The organism is Paenimyroides ceti (assembly GCF_030409925.1).
On record NZ_JAUFQU010000001.1, the window covers coordinates 2,377,506 to 2,398,837 of the forward strand.

The following is a 21,332-nucleotide window of genomic DNA, read 5'->3' on the forward strand; positions in this document are numbered from 1 at the left end:
GCTTTTTTTATGAAATAACTTTAGTATTTTTGAACCAATAATATAAATTTTTATGGCACAAAAACGGCACATTATCGGTGCATTATTTTTTAGCATACTTTTTCTTTCCGGTTGTGAAAAAGATGATTTATGTTCCGGACAGGATAATGCTACGCCATTGGTAGTTTTCGGATTTTACAATCAAAGCAATGTTGCCGAAAGAAAAGTGTTTCAGAATATTGTATGCTATGAAGCGGGAAGACCTTCCAATGATTCCATTGCTTTTTCGAATGCCTCAAGCATCAAACTCCCCCTAAAAATAAACGGTTCTGAAAGTGTATGGGTTCTGAAACTGAAACAGACAACAGGAAATGTAACTACTGCCATAAACGACACCATCCGGTTTAATTATGCCACAACTTCTGAGTATGTTTCAAAAGCATGCGGGTACAAAACCATCTTTATGAATGTAAATACGACACTCAATAATGGTAACCCAGGGCATTGGATTACTTCTCAGGAATCAGTCAACCAAATCGTGAACGAAACCAATGAACATGTTACGATATTATATTAGTATCCTTCTGCTTTTCTCCGGATTGCATATTTATGCTCAGGACAGTATTCCTAAAATCACCAAATATCCGCAAAGATATGGCATCCGGATCGGAACGGATGTTTTTAAGGCAAGCAGAAACATCTGGGATAAAGATTACACCGGTTTTGAAGTAAATGCAGACTACCGTCTCAAGGAAAATCTATATGGTGTAGTAGAAATTGGCATGGAAAAGAAATTCAAAGAAGAAGATCAGCTGACATTCACGACAAAAGGAAACTATATAAAAATAGGTGTTGATTATAACCTGCACAAAAACTGGCTGGATATGGAAAACATTATTTTTGTCGGTGGACGTTTCGGATTAAGTCTTCATTCGCAACAACTTCATTCCTATAAAATCTATACCCAGAATCCGTATTTCGGAGAATCTGAAGTATATCCTGAATTGCTCAGTAAGGGGCTTTCAGCTCATTTTGTAGAACTTGTAGGTGGTATCAAGGTTGAAGTATTAAACAATCTGTTTTTAAGTTTTTCCGTGCGTTTAAACTACCTGATTACTCAAAAACAACCGGAAGGTTTTGAGAACCTATACCTGCCCGGCTTTGGAAGAAAATACAGTGGAAATATCGGAGCCAATTTCAATTATGGTCTATCGTATTTTATACCACTATACAAAAAACAACCTGTAAAAAAAGAGCTTCAATAGCTCTTTTTTTTATGGAAACGGTTTAAACTGTTCATACAGATTTGTCAGAAAATTTATTTTCAAAAGATATAAAAACTGTGCAGCTACTGCAAATATCAAAACAAAATTATAGAATAAATGTTCGCGAACGGGATTAATCCTTAAAACCGTATACAGTTGTAACAGCATAATAAAAATCATTACCAAAAAGCCTGAATCCGTGTTTACCACTCCGGAAACATTTACCTTTTCTACAAAACCATTTTTTTTGTACGCAATATATTTTACATCAGAATTCAGATAACTGAGTCCTAAAAATATAGGTTTGTTTTTATGAGCTGATAAGCCATCGTATGTAGGTTCATCAATATAGACGTACAGATATTCCGTAATCAGTAAAAAATAGCGTTGATTTTTATCAGCGCCAATCGGGACCATCTTTGTAACAGTATCCGGTATCTCTCTTGAAGGTACTAAAGGGGATAAAAGAAGCCACCCAATAAAAAAAGCACTGGATAGTAAAGATATTTTCGCTATTTTATCCAATCGTTGATAAAAACGAATGAAATCAGAAAGGGTGTAACTCATCATGATTTATAATTCTTAAAGATAAAAATATTTATGGACTTTTTTAACAAAAGAAAATAATGTAACTTTCCATTCAGATGAAAAATTATTACCAACTGCTGGAAATTCAAAGAACAGCTACTCCTCAAGATATAAAAAGAGCTTACAGAAAGCTCTCTCTTCAGTATCATCCTGATAAAAATCAAGGACAGCCATATTTCAATGATTTATTTATTCAAATCAAAGAAGCCTATGAAGTTTTAAGTGATGACATCAGAAGAAAAAACTATGATGCTGCATTAGACATTCTCATCCGGCAACCTCATCAAAAAGAAGAAGAGTTTGTACAGCCGGTTATTGATTTTTTTTATATCAATACCAATACATTTAAAATTGGTGATGTTATAGAATTCAGATGGAAAACCCATTTTGCAGATACTGTTGAGATTCGTCCTTTTGGCAAGGTACCATCTGAAGGCATTAAAAAATTCAGAATCACTCATGCTGCTGATTTCATTATGGTAGAACTGGTGGCTTTAAATACCATTTCCAGACGGTATGCAATGAGCTCCATCCAGATAAATAATACGTCTGAGAAACAACGGAGACCAGAAATGACCGCAGATGACCAACACCATTATGAATCTCTTAACCAACAGTTTCCGGGAGTCGACATCCGACATTTTCAACGTGAACGTTTGTTGAGTATTTACGGAAGAATCAGTGCGAGAGACTATATTGGAAGAGTTTTATCAATACTTTTTTTTGGATATTGTATAGCCAAAATAGGGAATGTTCATCAACGTACTGACAGTATGTTATTTATGATTACATTTGGATTACTGTTTACCGGCCTTATTATAAATACCATTAAGCGATTACATGATACGGGACAATCTGCCCAAAAAGCGGTTCTTTTATTTATTCCCGTTGTCAATATTTTCTTTATACTCACCTTATGTTACCAAAAAGGAGATGCAAAAATAAACAGGTTCGGAGTGATTCCTAATCGTTATCAGAACAAATAATAAAATAAATATCCTATTTCCATAACCATCGTGAAAACAATAAAAAAACCAATATGCTCAATTTTTCCGCGATAAACTAAATGATATATTTGAAATGGAAAGAAAAAAAGCATAAAAAAAAGTTCAAACCCATTCATAAAGTAATATCCACCATAAAAATGTTTGTAAGACTTTCCGTTATTATAAAATTTAAGATAAGATTCTTGCTTTGTAATATTGTTAACTCCTAAAAATACCCTATCTCCAACAGCAACTTGCTTAAAAGTCTCCTCACTTACTTTATACGTATTATTAAGCCCGATATCTACAACATATATACCTTTACTCTCATTTCTGGATCCATACCTGCTGGTCATTATCGACACTACTTCATGACTTCTCTTTTTATCTGTAATGGTATAGATAACTTCATTTTGATCTAATAAATAATAATCTATAGAAAGTAATACCCCAATACTTAGAACAAATAGGGAAGAGAACTTAAGCAAATCGAGTTTATTAAAGAAATAGTCTTTCATTTCAATATTGATCCATGACAGCAAAGGATTTATACTAAAAATTCCTAAAGATTTTTTAGTATAACAAAGGTGCTCACAATATTTTTTTACCAGTTCAACTCTTTTACCTTTTTACTGAAGAGCCATCGCATATATACTTTTTCTCCTTCGTTAGTCTGAAAGACCTTAAATTGTGGAGAGAAAAAAGTAGCTACTAAAGCACTGATTAATGAACAGTATAATGACTGGATTTCAAAAAAATATCCCAGACCGATACGCGTTACTGTAAAAATAGCAGCAAAGCACAAAAACATCACGATAAAAACTTTATTTTTCTTACTCATTATTCTCTCTGTTTTGGAATTTTGTTCGTTTGCTACCTTCATACATTTCATATTTTACAAGACGTGCTTCGAGTTTTCCATTAAACAACTTTATTTTTCTTGAAGGTTTCAGTCCTACAAATTTCAGCGCTTCCAGATTTCCGGTAATAAACCATGCATTGGTGTTCGGATAACTCTGCTTGAGTGTATCGCCTATTTCCCGATAAAATCGTTCCAGATCAATATCAAGACGTTCACCGTATGGCGGATTGAAAACCATATGAAGCGGACCTTCCGTTTCTTTTTGGGTATCAAAAAAGTTCTGTTGAGAAACTTTTATATACTCATCCAGATTGGCATTCTTTGCATTGTCTTTCGCTTTGATTACAGCAGAAGGTGCTTTGTCATACCCAATAATGTCATAATGAAATTCCTTTATCTTTTTAAGTAAAGAAGCTTCAATCTGATCAAAAAGGTCGTTATCCCAGTCATTCCATCTTTCGAAAGCAAATTCTTTACGGTTGATATTTGCGGGTATATTACAGGCAATCATAGCAGCTTCTACTAAAAATGTACCTGAACCGCACATCGGGTCAAGAAAATGAGTACTTCCATCCCATCCGGATAATAACAAAATACCTGCTGCCAAAACTTCATTTATAGGTGCAATATTAGTCGCGGTGCGATACCCTCTGTGGTGTAATGAAGCTCCTGAAGTGTCCAGTGAAACAGAACAGTCATCTTTCTGAATATGAACATTGATTCTTACATCCGGATAATCTTTATCAATATTTGGTCGTTTGCCAAATGCTTCCCGAAACTGATCTACAATAGCATCTTTACTTTTCAATGCCACAAATTGCGAATGATTGAAATGATCCGAATTAACCGTTACATCTACAACAAAACTTTGATTTACATTAAAAATAGTACTCCAGTCAATACTTTGAATACCTTTATACAGGCTTTGTTCATTATAAGCCTTAAACTGTTTGATAGGTTTAAGTATTTTCAAAGCACTTCTAAGCGCAAGATTAGCTTTATACATAAAACCCTTATCACCATAAAAGCTTACCATACGTACACCCTGCTCAACATTTTGTGCTCCTAACTGATATAATTCTTTTGCCAAAATTTCTTCAAATCCGAAAAAAGTTTTCGCAATCATTTTAAAGTTTTCCATATAATTATTTCCGTATTTCGGAGGATCGTATTTTTTAATATCGAAATTTCAACAAAAATAGATTAATTTTGTTAGCTATAAAAATTTTAAACACTCCCATGCAAAAAGATACAAACACCTGGTATGCATCCTGGTTTGATACTCCTTACTATCATATATTATATAAAGACAGAGATTATGAAGAAGCACAGGTATTTATTGACAATATAACCAAATATTTAAACCTGCCGGAAAACGCTAAAGTACTTGACCTTGCTTGCGGTCGCGGACGTCATTCGATTTATCTGAACAAATTGGGATATGATGTTGTAGGAGCTGATTTATCTAAAAATAGTATTGAATATGCCTCTCAATTCGAAAATGACCATTTAAAATTCATAGAACACGATATGCGACAGCCTTTGGAAGAAAAGTTTGACGCTATCTTTAACCTGTTCACCAGTTTTGGATATTTTCCTGAGGAAAAAGACAATCTTACCACATTAAAAGCAATTCATGAAAGCCTTACAGAATATGGTTTTGCTGTATTAGACTTTATGAATGTACACAAAGTGATCGGGCAGCTGAATCCGACAGAAACAAAAACAGTAGACGGCATTGTTTTTCATATTACCCGTTCCTATCAGGATGGTTTTATTTTAAAAAACATCAAATTCAACGACAATGGTCAGGATTTTGATTTCACAGAAAAAGTAAAAGCATTGACCTTACAGGATTTTGAAGAATTGATGGAACAATCCGGCATCTATTTATTGGAAGTTTTTGGCGATTATAAACTGAATCGATACTATGAAAAAGAATCTGACCGTTTAATCATGCTTTTTAAATAAATGATAACAATATACAGTATTCCGCTTATCGCGGTACTTTTAGGGTATGTATTAGCTGTTGTAATAAAACCGGCTAACAGACGAAATATTAAATTGCTGCTGGCTTTCAGCGGTTCTTTCTTATTGACACTTACCGTGACACATCTGTTACCTGAAATCTACTATCATGAAATTGAAAAAACAATTCAGATAACAGATCATCATGCAGCACACTCAGAAACAGTTTCTCAGGAAGCGCATATACACACCGAATCAGCTGTTCAACATACTGCTGATGAACACGACCATCACGATCATGGTTCTATGAAAAAGATCGGATTATTTCTCATGCTCGGAATTGTATTTCAGATTCTTTTAGAGTTTTTCTCCAAAGGGGCTGAACATGGACATGTACACGTTCATGAAAAGTTTAAAAAAATACCCTGGGCATTATTTCTTAGTTTGTGTCTGCATGCCTTACTGGAAGGAATGCCGTTGAGCCATCACCATAATCTGGCGTATGGAATTGCCATTCACCATTTCCCTATAGCGATCATTCTCACTCTGTTTTTCTTACAGGCAGAAATGGCTAAGAAAGCGATCTTCTTTTTTATGATTTGCTTTGCGTTTATGACTCCTTTAGGAACTTTTGCCTCACAGCATTTGTCTTTCCTATCTGATTATTACACAGAGATATCAGCTGTTGTCGTAGGAATTTTATTCCACATTTCTTCGACTATTATTTTTGAAAGCAGTGAAGGACATAAGTTCAACCTTGCCAAACTCATCGCCATCATAACGGGTATTGTACTTGCTTATTTTATATAAAAAAAACTCTGATCTTTTGATCAGAGTTTTTTTTTAAAGACTATTTTTTATATACCTTCAATGCTGCTTCTATAATACGGGCAGATGTTATAAGATCTTCTTTCTTCAATACATAGGCAAGACGTACTTCATCCAAACCAACATTCGGAGTTGAATAGAATCCTGAAGCAGGTGCCAGCATTACTGTTTCTCCATTCAAATCAAAAGATTCCAAAAGCCATTTTGCAAAATCATCTGCATTCTCAACAGGCAGTTTGGCAATACAGTAAAAAGCTCCCTTAGGATTTGCCACTGTAACACCTTCAATAGCATTCAATGCATGTACAAGCGTATCTCTTCTGTCTTTATACTCCGTGATGACATCATCAAAATAAGATTGTGGAGTATCTAAAGCTGCTTCAGAAGCTATTTGTGCATAAGTAGGCGGTGATAATCGTGCCTGTGCAAATTTCATTGCTGCTGCCATAAAATCTTTGTTTTTAGACACTACACATCCGATACGGGCACCACACATACTAAAACGTTTGGAAACAGAATCTATCATGATCGCATTTTCAGCGATTTCAGGTTCGTTCATTACTGAAAAATGTTGGTATCCGTCATAAGCAAACTCACGATACACTTCATCAGCAATCAAAAACAAATCATGTTTTTTTACCAATGAAGCCAATTGAGATAACTCTTCTTTAGAATATAAATATCCTGTAGGATTTCCGGGATTACAGATCAGAATAGCTTTTGTTTTATCTGTAATCAATTTTTCAAAATCCGCTATAGGAGGTAAAGCAAAGCCTGTTTCAATTCCTGAAATAACCGGAACTACTTTTACCCCTGATGCCGTTGAAAAACCATTGTAATTGGCATAAAATGGCTCCGGAATAATAATTTCATCACCCTGATCCATTGTACTACCCATGGCAAACATCAAAGCTTCTGATCCTCCCGTAGTAATGATAATATCTTCAGTATTTACAGGTAATCCCTGCTTTTGATAATAAGCAGCCAATTTATTTCTATACGATTCAAAACCCGCAGAATGACTGTATTCAAGAACTTCAATATCGGCATTCTTTACCGCATTTAAAGCAACTTCAGGCGTTTTGATATCGGGTTGACCGATATTAAGATGGTAAACTTTTGTTCCTCTCTTCTTAGCTGCCTCTGCTAAAGGAACAAGCTTACGGATAGGAGACTCAGGCATTTGTTGCCCTTTTTTAGATATTTTCGGCATAATTAATTGATGTTTTTACACAATTGTTACGTATTCAATTTTAAAAAGAAAACTTTCTAAAATTTCAGTTACAAATTTATAAAATTCCTATGGACTTGCAATCATTAATTATTCGTTAAAATACCCACACTACACCTATAAATAAGTATTTTTGTGGAATTTTAATATCTAGTACACTACTAAAATAAAGTATTTTATGAGTAAGATTTTCTCTTTTTTGTCCTCCACTCGTTTGATGGCGGTTTTATTCATTGTTTTTGCAGCCGCAATGGGTATAGCCACATTCATTGAAAACGAATACAATACAGATACTGCACGAATATTAGTATATAACACCAAATGGTTTGAATTTATTATGCTGATATTCGTTTTTAATTTTATCGGTAATATTAAACGCTATCAGCTTCATAAAAAAGAAAAATGGGCAACCCTGATACTGCACCTTTCCTTTATTCTTATCATTGCAGGTGCCTTTATCACAAGATACATCAGCTTTGAAGGTGTAATGCCTATCAGAGAAGGAGAAACAGCATCACAGATTTATTCTGACAGAACATTTCTTACCGTATTGGTCGATGGAGAAATCGATGGAGAAATGAAAAGACTTACTTTTGAAGATCAGCATTTGTTTTCGGGTGCGCTTGAAAAAGACAATCTCATCAGTTCATTTGCCAGCAATCACTTCAAAATCAAAAACGATTTCAACAAGATTCCTTTTGAAGTAGAATTCAAAGAATTTATAATGAACGCTACGGAAGAAATAGTAGAAGATCCCAACGGAAAAAGTTTATTGAAAATCGTAGAATCAGAACACGGAGAACGTCATGAACACTTTATTGAAGAGGGTACTGTAGAAAGCATTCACGGAACTCTGTTTTCCTATAACCAACCTACTAACGGAGCTATCAACATAACCTCAAAAGACGGCAAGTTTTATATCAATACCCCTTTTGAAGGTAATTATATGCGTATGATTGATCAGCATCAGGGTGAAGTGGCAAAAGATACAGAACAGGAATTTAACTTCCGTTCTATGTATAATCTCGGCGGGGCACAATTTGTAGCCGATCATCCGATCACAGGAAAAAAAGTATTAAAATCAAACAACAACTACAAAGATCAGCAAACTGATGATGCTTTGGTATTATCGGTACGTACAGATGGTAAAGAACAGGAAGTCGTATTGATGGGAAGTAAAGGTAAAATGGGCGTTCCTCAATCTTTCAAATTAGGACAACTTGAGTTTACTTTAATGTATGGTTCTAAAATATACACCACACCTTTCCAGATAAAACTAAATGATTTTATTGCAGAAAGATATCCCGGAACAGAAAAAAGTTATAAATCTTTTGAGAGCCAGGTAACGGTAATTGCTCCTTCTGAAACATTTGATGCCCGTATTTATATGAACAATGTTTTAGATTACGAAGGCTATCGCTTTTTTCAGGCAATGTTTGATCCGGATGAAAAAGGAACTATTCTATCCGTAAACCACGATTTTTACGGAACATGGACTACATATATTGGTTATACCTTATTATATATTGCGATGTTAGCTATTTTATTTACTAAAAACACGCGTTTTAGCGAATTAAAAAATAAACTGAATAAAGTAAGAAAGAAAAAAGCAGCACTTATGACTTTGCTGCTGCTGCTGATCTCTTTCTCAGGTTTTGCTCAGCATTCACACAACGCTCCAACCCCTGAACAAATTGATTCTTTATTATCAAAGATTAAAATTTCACAGGCACATGCCGATGCTTTTGGAAAAATAATCATACAGGATGCAGGCGGACGTATGAAACCGATCAATACGTTTTCTTCTGAATTATTAAGAAAAGTAAGTAAAGCAGACCATTACAAAGACTTTGACTCTGATCAGGTTATGCTGTCAATGGTTCAATACCCTACGCTCTGGTATAATGTACCGATCATTAATCTTAAAAAAGGGAATGACAGTCTCCGAAAGGTAATCGGAGTTCCTGTAGATGCAAAATTTGCGTCATTAATCAATTTCTTTGATGAAAAAGGAAATTATAAATTAGGCAAATATTTAGATGAAGCCAATCACGCTGCGGTAAAAAATCAATTTCAAAAAGATTTTATTGAAGTAGATAAACGTGTTATATTACTTCATCAGGCACTTTCAGGAAGCATTTTAAAAATATTCCCAATTCCAGGAGACCCTAACAACAAATGGATTTCATATCTTGAATTAAACGATGCCAATCTTAAGGGAATGGATTCACTGTACACCAAAAATGTACTCCCATTATATATTTCTGCATTACTTCAGGCAACTGACAACAATAATTATAAAGGTGCAGACGAATTATTAGAATCGATCAATAACTATCAGCACAAATTCGGAAAAGAGGTAATGCCTTCTGATACGCATATCAAAGCGGAAGTACTATACAACAAATATGATATCTTCAAAAACTTGTTTTCCTTATATATGTATGCTTCCGTATTACTATTTTTGGTCGTTATCATCCGTATATTCAAAGTAAACAGATTTTTAAACATCACTACAAAAGTATTTATTGGCCTCACGGTACTTCTTTTTGTACTACATACCTTAGGTCTTGCAGCCCGTTGGTATATTTCGGGTCACGCACCTTGGTCAGACGCGTATGAATCGATGATCTATGTGAGTTGGGCAACCATGCTGTTCGGATTAATTTTTGGAAGAAAATCCGAACTTACAATTGCTTCCACAGCCTTTGTTGCCGGAATGATATTGATGGTAGCACACTGGAACTGGTTAGACCCGGCCATTGCCAATTTGCAACCGGTATTGGATTCCTACTGGCTTATGATTCACGTAGCCGTTATTGTTGCCAGCTACGGTCCGTTTGCTTTGGGAATGATATTGGGAATAGTAGCATTATTACTCATGATTTTCACTACAAAAGACAATAAATCGAAACTGGATTTGAGCATTAAGGAAATCACTTATATCAACGAAATGGCACTGACAGTGGGCTTAGTTCTGCTCACAATTGGTAACTTCCTTGGCGGACAGTGGGCTAATGAAAGTTGGGGGCGTTATTGGGGATGGGATCCTAAAGAAACATGGGCATTGATCAGCATCATGGTCTATGCATTTGTAATACATATGCGTTTTGTTCCGGCATTACGCGGTACATGGATTTACAACTTTTTTTCTATCCTCGCTTTCTATGCTATTTTAATGACCTATTTCGGCGTTAACTTCTATCTGTCCGGATTACACTCTTATGCAAGCGGTGATCAGGTAGTAACGCCATCATTTATATGGTGGTCTGTAGGAAGTATTTTTCTGATAGCCTTTATCGCTTTCTTTAAATACCGAAAATATTATAAAAAATAAAACAATAAAAAAGCTTTCCGAATGGAAAGCTTTTTTATTTGACACCATTAACAATCTCATTGTTACAGATTTTATCTTTTTTCTCAATACTTTAAAATCATAAAAGAGCGTTCTATAGTAATAGAAAAACAGGCATAGAATCTTAACATTATTTTTTAAGATGCATCGTTTCTTGTTTTGTAATTTTATAAAAAAGTAAGAGATGAAATATCTATTAATTATCGGCAGCTTATTCTTATTTAACTGTTACGATGCAAATCAGACAAAGATGAACAAAGACAAAACAAATGATTCAGAAATGGTGTCTAACGAAAACACTATTTACAACTTTAAAGTTGAAGATATTCAGGGAAATACTTTTGATCTGAACTCCTTAAAAGGAAAAAAAGTGATGATCGTCAATACGGCTTCCGAATGCGGACTCACTCCTCAATTTGAACAATTGCAAAGTTTGTATACAGAATACAAAGACAAAAATTTTGTCATCATCGGTTTTCCATCCAATGACTTTATGGGACAGGATCCCGGAAGTAATCAGGAAATCGCTGCTTTTTGTCAGGCCAATTACGGAGTTACATTTCCTATGATGGCTAAAATTAAAGTAAAAGGTAAAGACATACATCCTCTATTTAAATACTTAACAACCAAATCAGAAAATGGTTTAGGTGACTTTACGGTAGAGTGGAATTTTCAGAAATTTTTAATCAATGAAAAAGGTCAGTTAGAAAAAGTAATCAGTCCGAGAACTTTACCGACAGATGCGGAAATTAAAGATTGGATCAAAGCAAAATAATATTTTATCATTTCATTTTACAAGCTTTGTTCGTACCTTTGAGTAACAAATGGTACTTCAAATGATACATCCCGAAATCCCTTTAGCGCAAAGCATTATTCAGATTGCTAAAGCAAAAGGACTCAACACTATAATCATATCACCAGGATCGAGAAATGCCCCATTAACCATAGGGTTTTCTTCCGATCCTTTTTTTAATTGTTATAGTATAGCAGATGAAAGATGTGCTGCTTTTTTTGGTTTGGGCATAGCACAACAAACTCTTACCCCGGCCATTTTAGTTTGCACGTCAGGTTCTGCTCTCTTAAATTATTATCCGGCAGTCGCAGAAGCTTTTTACAGCCAGATTCCCTTGATTGTTATTTCTGCTGATCGCCCGACTGATAAAATTGATATCGGAGACGGACAAACGATTCGTCAGCGAAATGTTTATGACAATCACAGCCTGTATAACGCCAACCTTACAGAAGAAGCATCAGCTTCCAATGACTTGCTTATTCAGAATGCCATATCTGTAGCGATCAATAAAAAAGGACCGGTGCACATCAATGCACCATTCGAGGAACCTTTATACAACACTTTAGCAGAAAATACTTACACACCTGCTCTTGTTCATATAGAAAAACCCTCTTTGCCTGCTGTTGATTTTACATCTTTCAAAGAGTTGTGGAACAACACTCCTAAAAAATTAGTTCTCATTGGTGTTGAGAATCCGGGCTTTATGGATGTAGAAATAATTAACCTTCTTGGCAATGACCCTTCAGTGGTTGTAATGACAGAAGTAACTTCCAACCTACATCATCCTAACTTTGTATCTACCATTGACACATTGATTACGTCTTTTAATGAAGATGATTTCAAAAAACTACAACCTGATTTGCTGATCACAACAGGTGGAATGGTGGTTTCAAAGCGCATTAAAGCGTTCCTGAGAAAATATAAACCAAAAGCACATTGGCATGTTGATGAATTGAGAGCTTATGATACTTTTCAGGCGCTCAATGCGCATATTAAAGCAGATCCCAATCTGTTTTTTAAAGCAATGTATGCCTCATCAGAAGAGATTAACAGCCCCTACCAATCCTGGGTACTTACCCTTATGGAAAGCAGAAAAAAAGGACACCAAAAATATTTAGAAAACATCGTTTTCTCTGATTTTAAAGCATTTGATATCATTTGGAAACACCTTCCGGGCCATCTGCAACTGCAAATAAGCAACAGTGCTTCTATCCGTTATGCACAACTTTTTGACACAAAACCCTCAATCCGTGTATTTTGTAACCGTGGAACCAGCGGTATTGACGGAAGTACTTCTACAGCAATAGGAGCTGCTGTGGTGAGTAAAGAGCCTACCGTACTCATTACAGGAGATATTGGTTTTTTATATGACAGCAACGCACTCTGGAACAATTATACGCCAAAGGATTTTAAAATTATTCTCATCAACAATGGTGGCGGTGGTATCTTTAGAATACTTCCGGGTCATCAGGAACAGGCTGTTTTCAATACTTATTTCGAAACCGAGCACCAATTGGATGCTTCGCATCTTGCAAAAATGTTTGGCTATGAATATTATACGGCTACAGATGAGCAAACACTGGAAAAATCACTTTCCAGACTCTTTTCAGAACAAAACGAACGCCCTGCTATATTGGAAATTTTTACTCCCACTAAAATAAATCAGGACATTCTCAAAGAGTATTTTAAAGTTATTTAATATTACCTGAACAAGGATTTTTTCTATCTTTAAATAAAAAATATTTTGTTATGAGTAAAAGAACCGGATTAATTGAAAAATATGCAGCTGACTTAAAAGATAAGTGTGGTGTAACAGCAGATATGGAATTATTGGAAAAAGTAACCATTGGTTGCGGTCCGTCGATCTATAACAAAGATTCATCCGTTGTTTCCGGTTCCAGTAAAGAGGAATTACAAACCGTAAAAAATAATTTTCTCATAAAAAAATTAGGACTCAAAGATGATAAAACTCTGGAAGAAGGTCTGTCTAAAGTTATGGAACAATATGGCCATTCCAACAAAAACAAACATCGGGCAGTTGTTTATTACCTGCTGACAAAACACTTTAAAAAAGAACATATTTATAATAAGAAATAATTTTAAAAGGCTGTTAAACACAGTCTTTTCATCTTCAATATCGCTGTAAAAAATTTTATATGAAAAAAATAGTATTGCCTTTAGTATTTATCACATTGTTTAGCTGTACAGGTCTTCAACAAATAGCAAATCAGATACCGGAATTGTCGTCAGCAACAGGTGCCGGACAAACACAAATCGCAAACGGACTCAAAGAAGCCTTAAAGCAGGGTGTCGATAAACAAGTGAGTAAGCTTACTAAAACAGATGGTTTTTTTGGTAACCCTCTTGTAAAAATAGGATTGCCGCCAGAGCTAGAAAAAGTAGAAAAGGGACTTCGTACAGCAGGCTTGGGCAATCTGGCTGACGAAGGTATAAAAGCACTTAACAGAGCAGCAGAAGATGCTGTAAAAGAAGCAACACCTATTTTTATTAATGCCATAACCAGTATGACCATAGCTGATGCAAGCAACATACTGATGGGCAATAAAAATGCTGCAACTCAATACTTAGAAAAAAACACCAGTACATCTTTGTATACAAAATTTAATCCGGTTATTAAACAATCTTTCAATAAAGTGGGTGCTGATAAAATATGGAAAAATCTTATTAATAATTACAACACCTTACCTATGGTAAAAAAAGTTAATCCAGATCTGACAGATTATGTTACCAAAGAAGCATTAAACGGTGTTTTTATGATGATTGAAAAAGAAGAATTAAACATTCGAAATAATGTTTCTGCCCGATCAACCGATGTATTGAAATCGGTATTTGCACTGCAGGATAAAAAATAAAATTTTAACATTGACTCTCAATATTTTATATTAATTTTATAAGAAATAAAGATTTCATTATTATTTAGGGTTAGTTATGAAATTTTAAAAAAATGGCTGTCTATAGTATAGACAGCCATCATTTTTTATACACTTCTCTGTTCTCTTTCAACGCCTTTTTACAGTACATTCATAGAATCCCATATTGTAAAACGGCAAAAGAAATACACTACGGACACAAAAAACTACTATGAATAACTCCATTAAGAGACATAACTTCTTCTGAGACAATCTCTTTAGTAAAGTGTGTAACATTTTTGCTCTCCTACCTAATTATATAGACAACAGTTAATACACCGGATATTGGCTTAGTGGAATAATTTTACTATCTTTAAAATAAAAAATAAGTTATGGATACACACAAAAAAATATTCTCAGGTAGCGAAATTACTGCTTTGGCAGTTAAAAATATTTTGGAAGAAAACAATGTTGAGTACATTGAAAGAAATGACATTCAGTCCGCCATACGCTCCGGATTCGGTTCGGCAGATCAGGCTGTACACATCTTTGTTTTGGAAAAAGATTTAGAAAAATCACGCATTTTACTGTCTGACTTTGAATTGATCTTTGAAAGTGAGGAAGACGAAGAATAGCAAAGCGCTTAGATAGAAGCAGAACATGTGAAATAATTTTACAATAACAAGAGAAATCAGTAATTTTGAAGCTTGATCTGATATTTACACAATTCAAAAAATATTAATAAAAGTAACAACAATGATTATTAAACCGAGAACCAGAGGTTTTATATGTTTAACTTCACATCCTGAAGGAACATTACAAAACATCAAAAATCAAATCGATTACGTAAAATCAAAAGGGAAAATTAAAAATGGACCGAAAAAAGTATTAGTAATCGGTGCATCAACAGGTTTTGGTATTGCTTCGCGTATCACAGCCGCTTTTGGTTCTGATGCAGCCACTATTGGTGTGTTTTTTGAAAAACCTGCTGCTGAAGGCAAACCGGGAACAGCTGGCTGGTATAATTCTGCTGCTTTTGAAAAAGAAGCACATGCAAGCGGTTTATATGCAAAATCAATCAATGGAGATGCATTCTCTGATGAGATAAAAAAACAAACTATTGATTTAATAAAAAAAGATCTTGGACAGATTGATCTGGTCGTTTACAGTCTGGCTTCACCGCGTAGAACACACCCTAAAACAGGAGTAAATTATGCATCTGTACTAAAACCAATCGGACAACCTTTCACAAATAAGACAGTAGATTTCCATACGGGTGTTGTTTCTGACATCACCATTAATCCTGTAGACAATGATGAAGATATCCAAAACACTATTGCCGTTATGGGGGGTGAAGACTGGAAATTCTGGATGGAAGATTTGAAAGAAGCTGGTGTTTTAGCAGAAGGTGTAAAAACGGTAGCTTATTCTTACATAGGACCTGAACTTACTTATCCAATTTACAGAAACGGTACTATTGGTAAGGCAAAAGATGATTTGGAGGCTACTGTTACAACGATCAATAAGCTGCTAAAAGATTTGAACGGAATTTCTTACGTATCGGTAAACAAGGCATTGGTAACACAATCCAGCTCTGCAATACCGGTAGTGCCATTGTATATTTCTCTTTTATATAAAGTAATGAAACAAAAAGGCATTCACGAAGGTTGTATCGAACAAATGCAGCGTCTGTTTGCAGAATCCCTATACAGTGGTGAAAAAATATCTCTTGATGAAAAAGGCAGAATCCGCATAGATGATCTTGAAATGCGTGAAGATGTACAGAAAGAAGTAGCTGCTTTATGGGAGCAGGCAACAACTGAAAACCTTGAAGCAATATCGGATATTGAAGGGTACAGAAATGATTTCTTTAATTTATTCGGTTTTAACTTTGAAGAAATTGATTATGACAAAGACACCAACGAATTAGTCAATGTCGATAGCATACAATAATATAAAGCACCTTTACGGTGCTTTTTTTAACTTCATGAAACGGAAAAAATGGCAATAGACAAAAGGCAGCAATTAAGGAAACATAAATTTATAGCAACAGGGTTATTTGTAGTAATGGTAATTACCTATTTTTTAATGGTATATGGAATCAAATACTCAGATGCTGCGTGGATGCATTATGTAAAAGCTTTTTCTGAAGCCGGAATGGTAGGTGCTCTTGCAGACTGGTTTGCGGTTACTGCATTATTCAGATATCCGATGGGAATAAAAATACCCCATACCAACCTGATTGAAAACAGTAAAAATGCTATCGGAGATAATCTCGGAACTTTTGTTACTGAAAATTTTCTTACGCCAGGTACTATCCGCCCTTATATCAACAAATTAAATGTTGCGGATTTCATTTCTGACTGGCTCAATCAGCCCAAAAATAAGCTATTGATTACAACGGAAATCAACCGTCTCCTATCAGGTATTTTATATAAAATGGATGATGAAATGATCAGCAACCTATTTGCAAAAAAAGGTAAAGAAGCTATTGACAATCTTCCATTTGAAGTTTTTGCCTCAAAAGGCCTTGAATATATAATAGAAAATAACGAACACAATAAGCTTATCAACCTTATCATACCTGAAGCAAAAGGCTATATAGAGAACAACCGAGGAGCCATCTATGATAAAGTAGTTGAAAAACAACCGCTTTTGGGATTAATCGGAGGAAAATCTGTCACCAATCAATTAATTTCAGGAATTACTTCTTTTTTAAATGATGTAGAAGAAAATGAAGCTCATGAGATACGGAATGAAATTACCCGTAAACTATTTGAAGTTTCTGAGGAATTACGAACAAGCGACGAATGGAAACAGAAATTCACCTCTCTTAAAAATGAATTTATTTCTATGGAAAAAATTCAAAATTATGCTAATGACGCCTGGCTTAATCTAAAAAAAGAGATCATTCTCAATTTGGAAAACAAAACATCCGTACTCAATACCTATATTGAAAAAAACATCGATGAACTTGCTCATAACTTGTCCACTGATCAGCAATGGAAAGATAAAATAAACAGTTTTGTAAAACAATTCGTTTATAAATTAGCATTGCGAAACAGTAAAGAAGTAGGAACTATTATCAGTACTACTGTAGAAAATTGGGATGGTAAGGAATTGAGTGAAAAACTCGAACTCGAAGTAGGAAAAGATCTTCAGTACATACGTATTAACGGAACTATCGTTGGTGGTTTGGTAGGTCTTATTATTTATATTGTTACCGAGTTTATCTTTTCCTAAAAGGAAGCTTCCTGTCTCATAAAAACATCTGTAAAAGTCAAAAAAAAACCACCATAGTCAAACACAAAAAATGTTAATATCTGGCTAATATTACGTATATTTATGTCATATGTACTTTTAAATAAAGATACTATGAACATAAAAAAGATAACATTAGCTTTCGTTCTCGCATTTGTTTTCAGCTGTAAGCATACACAAAATCAATTGACAGCAGATGCTATATATTATGGTGGTCCTATTCTTACAATGGAGGATGATGTTCCGTCTGTTGAAGCTTTGGTAATAAAAGATGGAAAAATTCTCTATACCGGAACTCAATCTGAAGCAGAAAAATACACGGATAACAATACGGTAAAACACCATCTTCAAGGAAAAACATTACTGCCTGGTTTTATAGATGCTCACGGCCATCTTACTTCCAAAGCAGGTATGGAAATGGCTATTGATCTTTCCCCAAGTCCATACGGAACCGTAAATTCAATTCCGGATTTACAACAAACTTTAAAAAAATATATTACAGATTATAAAATACCGGCAGAACAGCCTCTTATCGGGAATGGTTATGATGATGCGATTATGATTGAACATAAACATCCTACACGGGATGAATTAGATGCGGTGAGTACTACAAATCCGATAATTGTGCTACACGCTTCAGGTCATGCCAGTGTTGTGAATACAGCTATGCTTCGTTTATTAGGAATCAATGAAGATGTAAAAGATCCGGAAGGAGGTCATTATGGCAGAGATAAAAACACTGGAAAACTCAATGGTAAACTGGAAGAAAATGCCAATTTTTCAGCATTGTTAGTATTGATGAAAAAGATAGCCCCAGAAAAAGAAAGAGATAAAAAAGATAGTACCCAAGCTCTCAAAAACCTGATGAAAGCACAGGAAGAATGGTTGAGTTATGGGCAAACAACCATCTGTGATGGAAGAACGATGGGCGAAAATGTCGCCTTATTAAAAGAAGCAGCGGCGAAAGACTTGTTGATAGCCGATGTTATTTATTTTCCTGATTTTGAAAACTTCAAATCCGAATTCGAAAATCTTAAACCGGATTATATGCGCTATCATAAGCGTTTGAAACTCGGAGGGTTTAAATTTTCTGACGATGGATCTCCGCAAGGCAAAACTGCCTGGCTCACCATACCCTATTTGATTCCTCCGGAAGGACAAACAAAAGATTATAAAGGATTTCCTATATTCACTGATGACGTATTATATGCTGATCTAAAAACACTGTTTGAGAATAATATTACCGCTCAACTACATGTAAATGGAGATGCTGCTATTGATCAGGCCATACGCGTGATACAAAAACTTAAAGATGAGGGTATATATAAACCTGAGTTAAGGGCAACTCTCATACACGTTCAAAACAGTCGCCCTGATCACATACAGAAAATTAAAAACTTAGGAGTAATCCCTTCTTATTTTTCAAGTCATGTCTATCTATGGGGAGACTGGCATCTCACCAGCGTATTTGGTCCTGAACGTGCAGCCTTTATAAGCCCGGCAAATTCAGCTAAAAAAGCCGGAATACTATTTACCATGCATCATGATGCTCCTGTAACACCACCCGATCTGCTCACAGGCATTTACGCTGCAGTTAATAGAAAAACACGCAGTGGTAAGATTCTTGGACCTGATGAAAGAATTACACCTCTTGACGCGCTTAAGGCAATTACAATCAATGCTGCCTATCAATATCATGAAGAAGACCGAAAAGGCTCTCTCAAAGCAGGCAAATTAGCAGACATGGTGATTCTTGACAAAAATCCTTTGACCATAGCTCCGGAAAACATTAAAGATATTCTCGTTCTGGAAACGATTAAAGAAGGAAAATCAGTCTATAAAAGAAAATAGTAAATCCATATTTTTTTAAAATCTAAACCGATGAAGCTAAAAAAAAACCGAAAACATAGTTTTCGGTTTTTATATTTTAATGTGAGATATTTTTTACGTCTTCCGGATTGTGTTTATGCTTGAACATAAAAGCAAATAATATTGCTATAACGAGAGCATAAGCAGCGAAGGTAAGCCATATATTATGCCAGTCTTTCATAAAAATTTCTTTGCTGAATATACCGTCAGCATTTACAGTGATATTGTTATTTTTCAAAAACTCTAAAAATACATTATTAGTAGTATCTGTATCAAGATATTGAGCAAGATCTGTTGTATTATTAAACGTTTTAATAAAATACTTATCAATAGCCCATCCGGCAGTCATGCTTCCGAATATAGCTCCGAAACCATTCGTCATCATCATAAAAAGTCCCTGCGCAGAAGCTCTGATTTTGGAGTCGGTATTGGTCTCCACAAACAGAGAACCAGAAATATTAAAAAAGTCAAATGCCATTCCATAAACGATGCAGGATAATACAATCATCCATAATCCCCCCATAGGATCGCCATATGCAAACAGTCCAAAACGAAGAACCCATGCCAGCATACTGATGAGCATAACCTGTTTGATTCCAAATTTCTTTAAGAAAAAAGGAATTGCTAAAATGAATAAGGTTTCTGATATCTGAGAAATTGACAAAATAATACCCGAATACTCCACTACAAAAGAATCTGCATATTTTGGAAAGTGCTTAAATTCATCCAGAAACACATCTCCATAAGCATTTGTCAACTGTAATGCCCCTCCTAAAAACATGGAAAAAATAAAAAACAAAGCCATTTTATAATTACCGAATAATTTAAAAGCTTCAAGTCCGAACGTTTCTACAAATGTTTTGGTTGATTTTTGAACTTTCTGAGGTGGACATTTAGGTAACGTCAGAGAAAACAAAGCCAGTAAAATAGCTGCTGTTCCTGCGATATAAAACTGATATTCGGTGGCCTTACTTCCACTGAGATTTGTTGTCCACATCGCTACAATGAAACCAATAGTTCCCCAGACTCTGATCGGAGGAAAGTCTTTAATAACATCCTTGCCGTTAACTTTTAGAGAATAATAAGAAATAGAATTATTTAAAGACATAGTAGGCATATAAAAACACATGGCCAGTAACATAACAGAAATAAAAGAAGTTGGAGTTCCGATACTGCCCAAACTAAACAGAGTTACAGCATAAAGTATGTGTAAAAGTGCATATAATTTTTCTGCATTGACCCAACGGTCGGCAATAATTCCCATAATGGTAGGCATAAAAATGGAAGCAATTCCCATAGTGCTGAACACCAAACCGAATTGAGTACCGTCCCAATGTTTTGTATTGAACCAAAAATTGGCAATGGTTGTTAACCAGGCTCCCCAAACAAAAAACTGAAGAAAAACGGTTACTTTTAATTTATTCTTAATATCCATCTAGGTAATTTTAAAAAGAGTGTAAAAATATCAATATTAATT

The 21,332-nt window shown here is 34.9% G+C and carries 21 protein-coding genes; 15 read left to right on the top strand and 6 right to left on the bottom strand.

The features are described from left to right. Positions 1-52 precede the first annotated feature (52 nt). Positions 53-556: a DUF6452 family protein gene (locus QW060_RS11805; protein ID WP_290363750.1), complete on the top strand. Its 504-nt coding sequence runs from the start codon at positions 53-55 to the stop codon at positions 554-556. Continuing rightward, positions 531-1,244 carry a DUF6048 family protein gene (locus tag QW060_RS11810; protein ID WP_290363751.1) on the top strand — a complete coding sequence of 238 codons (714 nt, stop codon included), beginning with the start codon at positions 531-533 and terminating at the stop codon, positions 1,242-1,244. The genes QW060_RS11805 and QW060_RS11810 overlap by 26 nt, the downstream gene beginning before the upstream one ends. A 9-nt stretch (positions 1,245-1,253) precedes the next feature. Here QW060_RS11810 and QW060_RS11815 read toward each other — a convergent pair whose 3' ends face one another. Next, the gene (locus tag QW060_RS11815; RefSeq protein ID WP_290363752.1) at positions 1,254-1,814 is read right to left on the bottom strand and encodes a hypothetical protein; all 561 of its coding nucleotides are present in this window, start codon (positions 1,812-1,814) and stop codon (positions 1,254-1,256) included. A gap of 74 nt (positions 1,815-1,888) precedes the next feature. Between QW060_RS11815 and QW060_RS11820 the strand changes: the two genes are divergently transcribed. Next, positions 1,889-2,818 carry a DnaJ domain-containing protein gene (locus QW060_RS11820; protein WP_290363753.1) on the top strand — a complete coding sequence of 310 codons (930 nt, stop codon included), beginning with the start codon at positions 1,889-1,891 and terminating at the stop codon, positions 2,816-2,818. On the opposite strand, the gene QW060_RS11825 is transcribed toward QW060_RS11820, so the two are convergent. The 3 genes from QW060_RS11825 to QW060_RS11835 all read right to left on the bottom strand — a co-directional run bounded on the left by QW060_RS11825 (position 2,806) and on the right by QW060_RS11835 (position 4,821). Next, positions 2,806-3,360 carry a hypothetical protein gene (locus tag QW060_RS11825; RefSeq protein WP_290363754.1) on the bottom strand — a complete coding sequence of 185 codons (555 nt, stop codon included), beginning with the start codon at positions 3,358-3,360 and terminating at the stop codon, positions 2,806-2,808. The genes QW060_RS11820 and QW060_RS11825 overlap by 13 nt on opposite strands. Before the next feature lie 62 nt (positions 3,361-3,422). Further along, entirely contained in the window at positions 3,423-3,701 is a 279-nt protein-coding gene (locus tag QW060_RS11830) for a hypothetical protein (protein ID WP_290363755.1), read from the bottom strand. Further along, on the bottom strand, positions 3,652-4,821 hold the full coding sequence (locus tag QW060_RS11835) for a THUMP domain-containing class I SAM-dependent RNA methyltransferase (protein ID WP_290363756.1): 1,170 nt from the start codon (positions 4,819-4,821) through the stop codon (positions 3,652-3,654). The genes QW060_RS11830 and QW060_RS11835 overlap by 50 nt, the downstream gene beginning before the upstream one ends. Positions 4,822-4,919: 98 nt before the next feature. Here QW060_RS11835 and QW060_RS11840 point away from each other — a divergent pair, with 98 nt between their 5' ends. Then, the gene (locus tag QW060_RS11840; protein WP_290363757.1) at positions 4,920-5,651 is read left to right on the top strand and encodes an SAM-dependent methyltransferase; all 732 of its coding nucleotides are present in this window, start codon (positions 4,920-4,922) and stop codon (positions 5,649-5,651) included. After that, positions 5,652-6,458, top strand: a complete 807-nt coding sequence (locus QW060_RS11845; protein ID WP_290363758.1) for a ZIP family metal transporter — start codon at positions 5,652-5,654, stop codon at positions 6,456-6,458. It begins immediately after the preceding gene. 40 nt (positions 6,459-6,498) lie between these two features. Here QW060_RS11845 and QW060_RS11850 read toward each other — a convergent pair whose 3' ends face one another. Then, positions 6,499-7,689 (bottom strand): pyridoxal phosphate-dependent aminotransferase, encoded by a 1,191-nt coding sequence (locus QW060_RS11850; RefSeq protein ID WP_290363759.1) that lies wholly within the window; start codon positions 7,687-7,689, stop codon positions 6,499-6,501. A gap of 196 nt (positions 7,690-7,885) precedes the next feature. Here QW060_RS11850 and ccsA point away from each other — a divergent pair, with 196 nt between their 5' ends. The 10 genes from ccsA (at position 7,886) to QW060_RS11900 (ending at position 19,837) form a co-directional block, all read left to right on the top strand. Then, the gene (gene ccsA, locus QW060_RS11855; RefSeq protein ID WP_290363760.1) at positions 7,886-11,044 is read left to right on the top strand and encodes a cytochrome c biogenesis protein CcsA; all 3,159 of its coding nucleotides are present in this window, start codon (positions 7,886-7,888) and stop codon (positions 11,042-11,044) included. A gap of 202 nt (positions 11,045-11,246) precedes the next feature. Next, positions 11,247-11,837 carry a glutathione peroxidase gene (locus QW060_RS11860; protein WP_290363761.1) on the top strand — a complete coding sequence of 197 codons (591 nt, stop codon included), beginning with the start codon at positions 11,247-11,249 and terminating at the stop codon, positions 11,835-11,837. A gap of 61 nt (positions 11,838-11,898) precedes the next feature. Continuing rightward, the gene (gene menD, locus QW060_RS11865; protein ID WP_290364755.1) at positions 11,899-13,554 is read left to right on the top strand and encodes a 2-succinyl-5-enolpyruvyl-6-hydroxy-3-cyclohexene-1-carboxylic-acid synthase; all 1,656 of its coding nucleotides are present in this window, start codon (positions 11,899-11,901) and stop codon (positions 13,552-13,554) included. Between the two features lie 50 nt (positions 13,555-13,604). After that, on the top strand, positions 13,605-13,952 hold the full coding sequence (locus tag QW060_RS11870) for a DUF2853 family protein (RefSeq protein WP_290363762.1): 348 nt from the start codon (positions 13,605-13,607) through the stop codon (positions 13,950-13,952). A 59-nt stretch (positions 13,953-14,011) separates the two neighbouring features. Then, complete coding sequence (locus tag QW060_RS11875; RefSeq protein WP_290363763.1) at positions 14,012-14,728, top strand: DUF4197 domain-containing protein; 717 nt, start codon at positions 14,012-14,014, stop codon at positions 14,726-14,728. Positions 14,729-14,820: 92 nt separating this feature from the next. Beyond that, entirely contained in the window at positions 14,821-14,961 is a 141-nt protein-coding gene (locus tag QW060_RS11880) for a hypothetical protein (RefSeq protein ID WP_290363764.1), read from the top strand. Positions 14,962-15,117: 156 nt separating this feature from the next. Continuing rightward, positions 15,118-15,360, top strand: a complete 243-nt coding sequence (locus tag QW060_RS11885; protein ID WP_290363765.1) for a putative signal transducing protein — start codon at positions 15,118-15,120, stop codon at positions 15,358-15,360. 121 nt (positions 15,361-15,481) lie between these two features. Beyond that, positions 15,482-16,678 (top strand): enoyl-ACP reductase FabV, encoded by a 1,197-nt coding sequence (gene fabV, locus QW060_RS11890; RefSeq protein ID WP_290363766.1) that lies wholly within the window; start codon positions 15,482-15,484, stop codon positions 16,676-16,678. Positions 16,679-16,726: 48 nt separating this feature from the next. Beyond that, entirely contained in the window at positions 16,727-17,968 is a 1,242-nt protein-coding gene (locus tag QW060_RS11895; RefSeq protein ID WP_290363767.1) for a DUF445 domain-containing protein, read from the top strand. A 132-nt stretch (positions 17,969-18,100) separates the two neighbouring features. After that, a complete protein-coding gene (locus tag QW060_RS11900; RefSeq protein WP_290363768.1) occupies positions 18,101-19,837 on the top strand; it encodes an amidohydrolase in 1,737 nt (578 codons plus the stop codon). Between the two features lie 76 nt (positions 19,838-19,913). Here QW060_RS11900 and QW060_RS11905 read toward each other — a convergent pair whose 3' ends face one another. Further along, the gene (locus QW060_RS11905) at positions 19,914-21,290 is read right to left on the bottom strand and encodes a nucleoside permease (RefSeq protein WP_290363769.1); all 1,377 of its coding nucleotides are present in this window, start codon (positions 21,288-21,290) and stop codon (positions 19,914-19,916) included. Between the last annotated feature and the right edge of the window lie 42 nt (positions 21,291-21,332).

Excerpts from the sequence above, each read along its gene's own strand:
- QW060_RS11875 (WP_290363763.1), top strand. The coding sequence starts at position 14,012 with ATGAAAAAAATAGTATTGCCTTTAGTATTTATCACATTGTTTAGCTGT.
- QW060_RS11815 (WP_290363752.1), bottom strand. The coding sequence starts at position 1,814 with ATGATGAGTTACACCCTTTCTGATTTCATTCGTTTTTATCAACGATTG.
- QW060_RS11900 (WP_290363768.1), top strand. The coding sequence starts at position 18,101 with ATGAACATAAAAAAGATAACATTAGCTTTCGTTCTCGCATTTGTTTTC.
- menD (WP_290364755.1), top strand. The coding sequence starts at position 11,899 with ATGATACATCCCGAAATCCCTTTAGCGCAAAGCATTATTCAGATTGCT.
- QW060_RS11820 (WP_290363753.1), top strand. The coding sequence starts at position 1,889 with ATGAAAAATTATTACCAACTGCTGGAAATTCAAAGAACAGCTACTCCT.
- QW060_RS11840 (WP_290363757.1), top strand. The coding sequence starts at position 4,920 with ATGCAAAAAGATACAAACACCTGGTATGCATCCTGGTTTGATACTCCT.
- QW060_RS11885 (WP_290363765.1), top strand. The coding sequence starts at position 15,118 with ATGGATACACACAAAAAAATATTCTCAGGTAGCGAAATTACTGCTTTG.
- QW060_RS11805 (WP_290363750.1), top strand. The coding sequence starts at position 53 with ATGGCACAAAAACGGCACATTATCGGTGCATTATTTTTTAGCATACTT.
- QW060_RS11870 (WP_290363762.1), top strand. The coding sequence starts at position 13,605 with ATGAGTAAAAGAACCGGATTAATTGAAAAATATGCAGCTGACTTAAAA.
- QW060_RS11860 (WP_290363761.1), top strand. The coding sequence starts at position 11,247 with ATGAAATATCTATTAATTATCGGCAGCTTATTCTTATTTAACTGTTAC.
- QW060_RS11845 (WP_290363758.1), top strand. The coding sequence starts at position 5,652 with ATGATAACAATATACAGTATTCCGCTTATCGCGGTACTTTTAGGGTAT.
- QW060_RS11835 (WP_290363756.1), bottom strand. The coding sequence starts at position 4,821 with ATGGAAAACTTTAAAATGATTGCGAAAACTTTTTTCGGATTTGAAGAA.
- QW060_RS11850 (WP_290363759.1), bottom strand. The coding sequence starts at position 7,689 with ATGCCGAAAATATCTAAAAAAGGGCAACAAATGCCTGAGTCTCCTATC.
- QW060_RS11905 (WP_290363769.1), bottom strand. The coding sequence starts at position 21,290 with ATGGATATTAAGAATAAATTAAAAGTAACCGTTTTTCTTCAGTTTTTT.
- ccsA (WP_290363760.1), top strand. The coding sequence starts at position 7,886 with ATGAGTAAGATTTTCTCTTTTTTGTCCTCCACTCGTTTGATGGCGGTT.
- QW060_RS11830 (WP_290363755.1), bottom strand. The coding sequence starts at position 3,701 with ATGAAGGTAGCAAACGAACAAAATTCCAAAACAGAGAGAATAATGAGT.
- QW060_RS11895 (WP_290363767.1), top strand. The coding sequence starts at position 16,727 with ATGGCAATAGACAAAAGGCAGCAATTAAGGAAACATAAATTTATAGCA.
- QW060_RS11810 (WP_290363751.1), top strand. The coding sequence starts at position 531 with ATGAACATGTTACGATATTATATTAGTATCCTTCTGCTTTTCTCCGGA.
- QW060_RS11880 (WP_290363764.1), top strand. The coding sequence starts at position 14,821 with ATGGCTGTCTATAGTATAGACAGCCATCATTTTTTATACACTTCTCTG.
- fabV (WP_290363766.1), top strand. The coding sequence starts at position 15,482 with ATGATTATTAAACCGAGAACCAGAGGTTTTATATGTTTAACTTCACAT.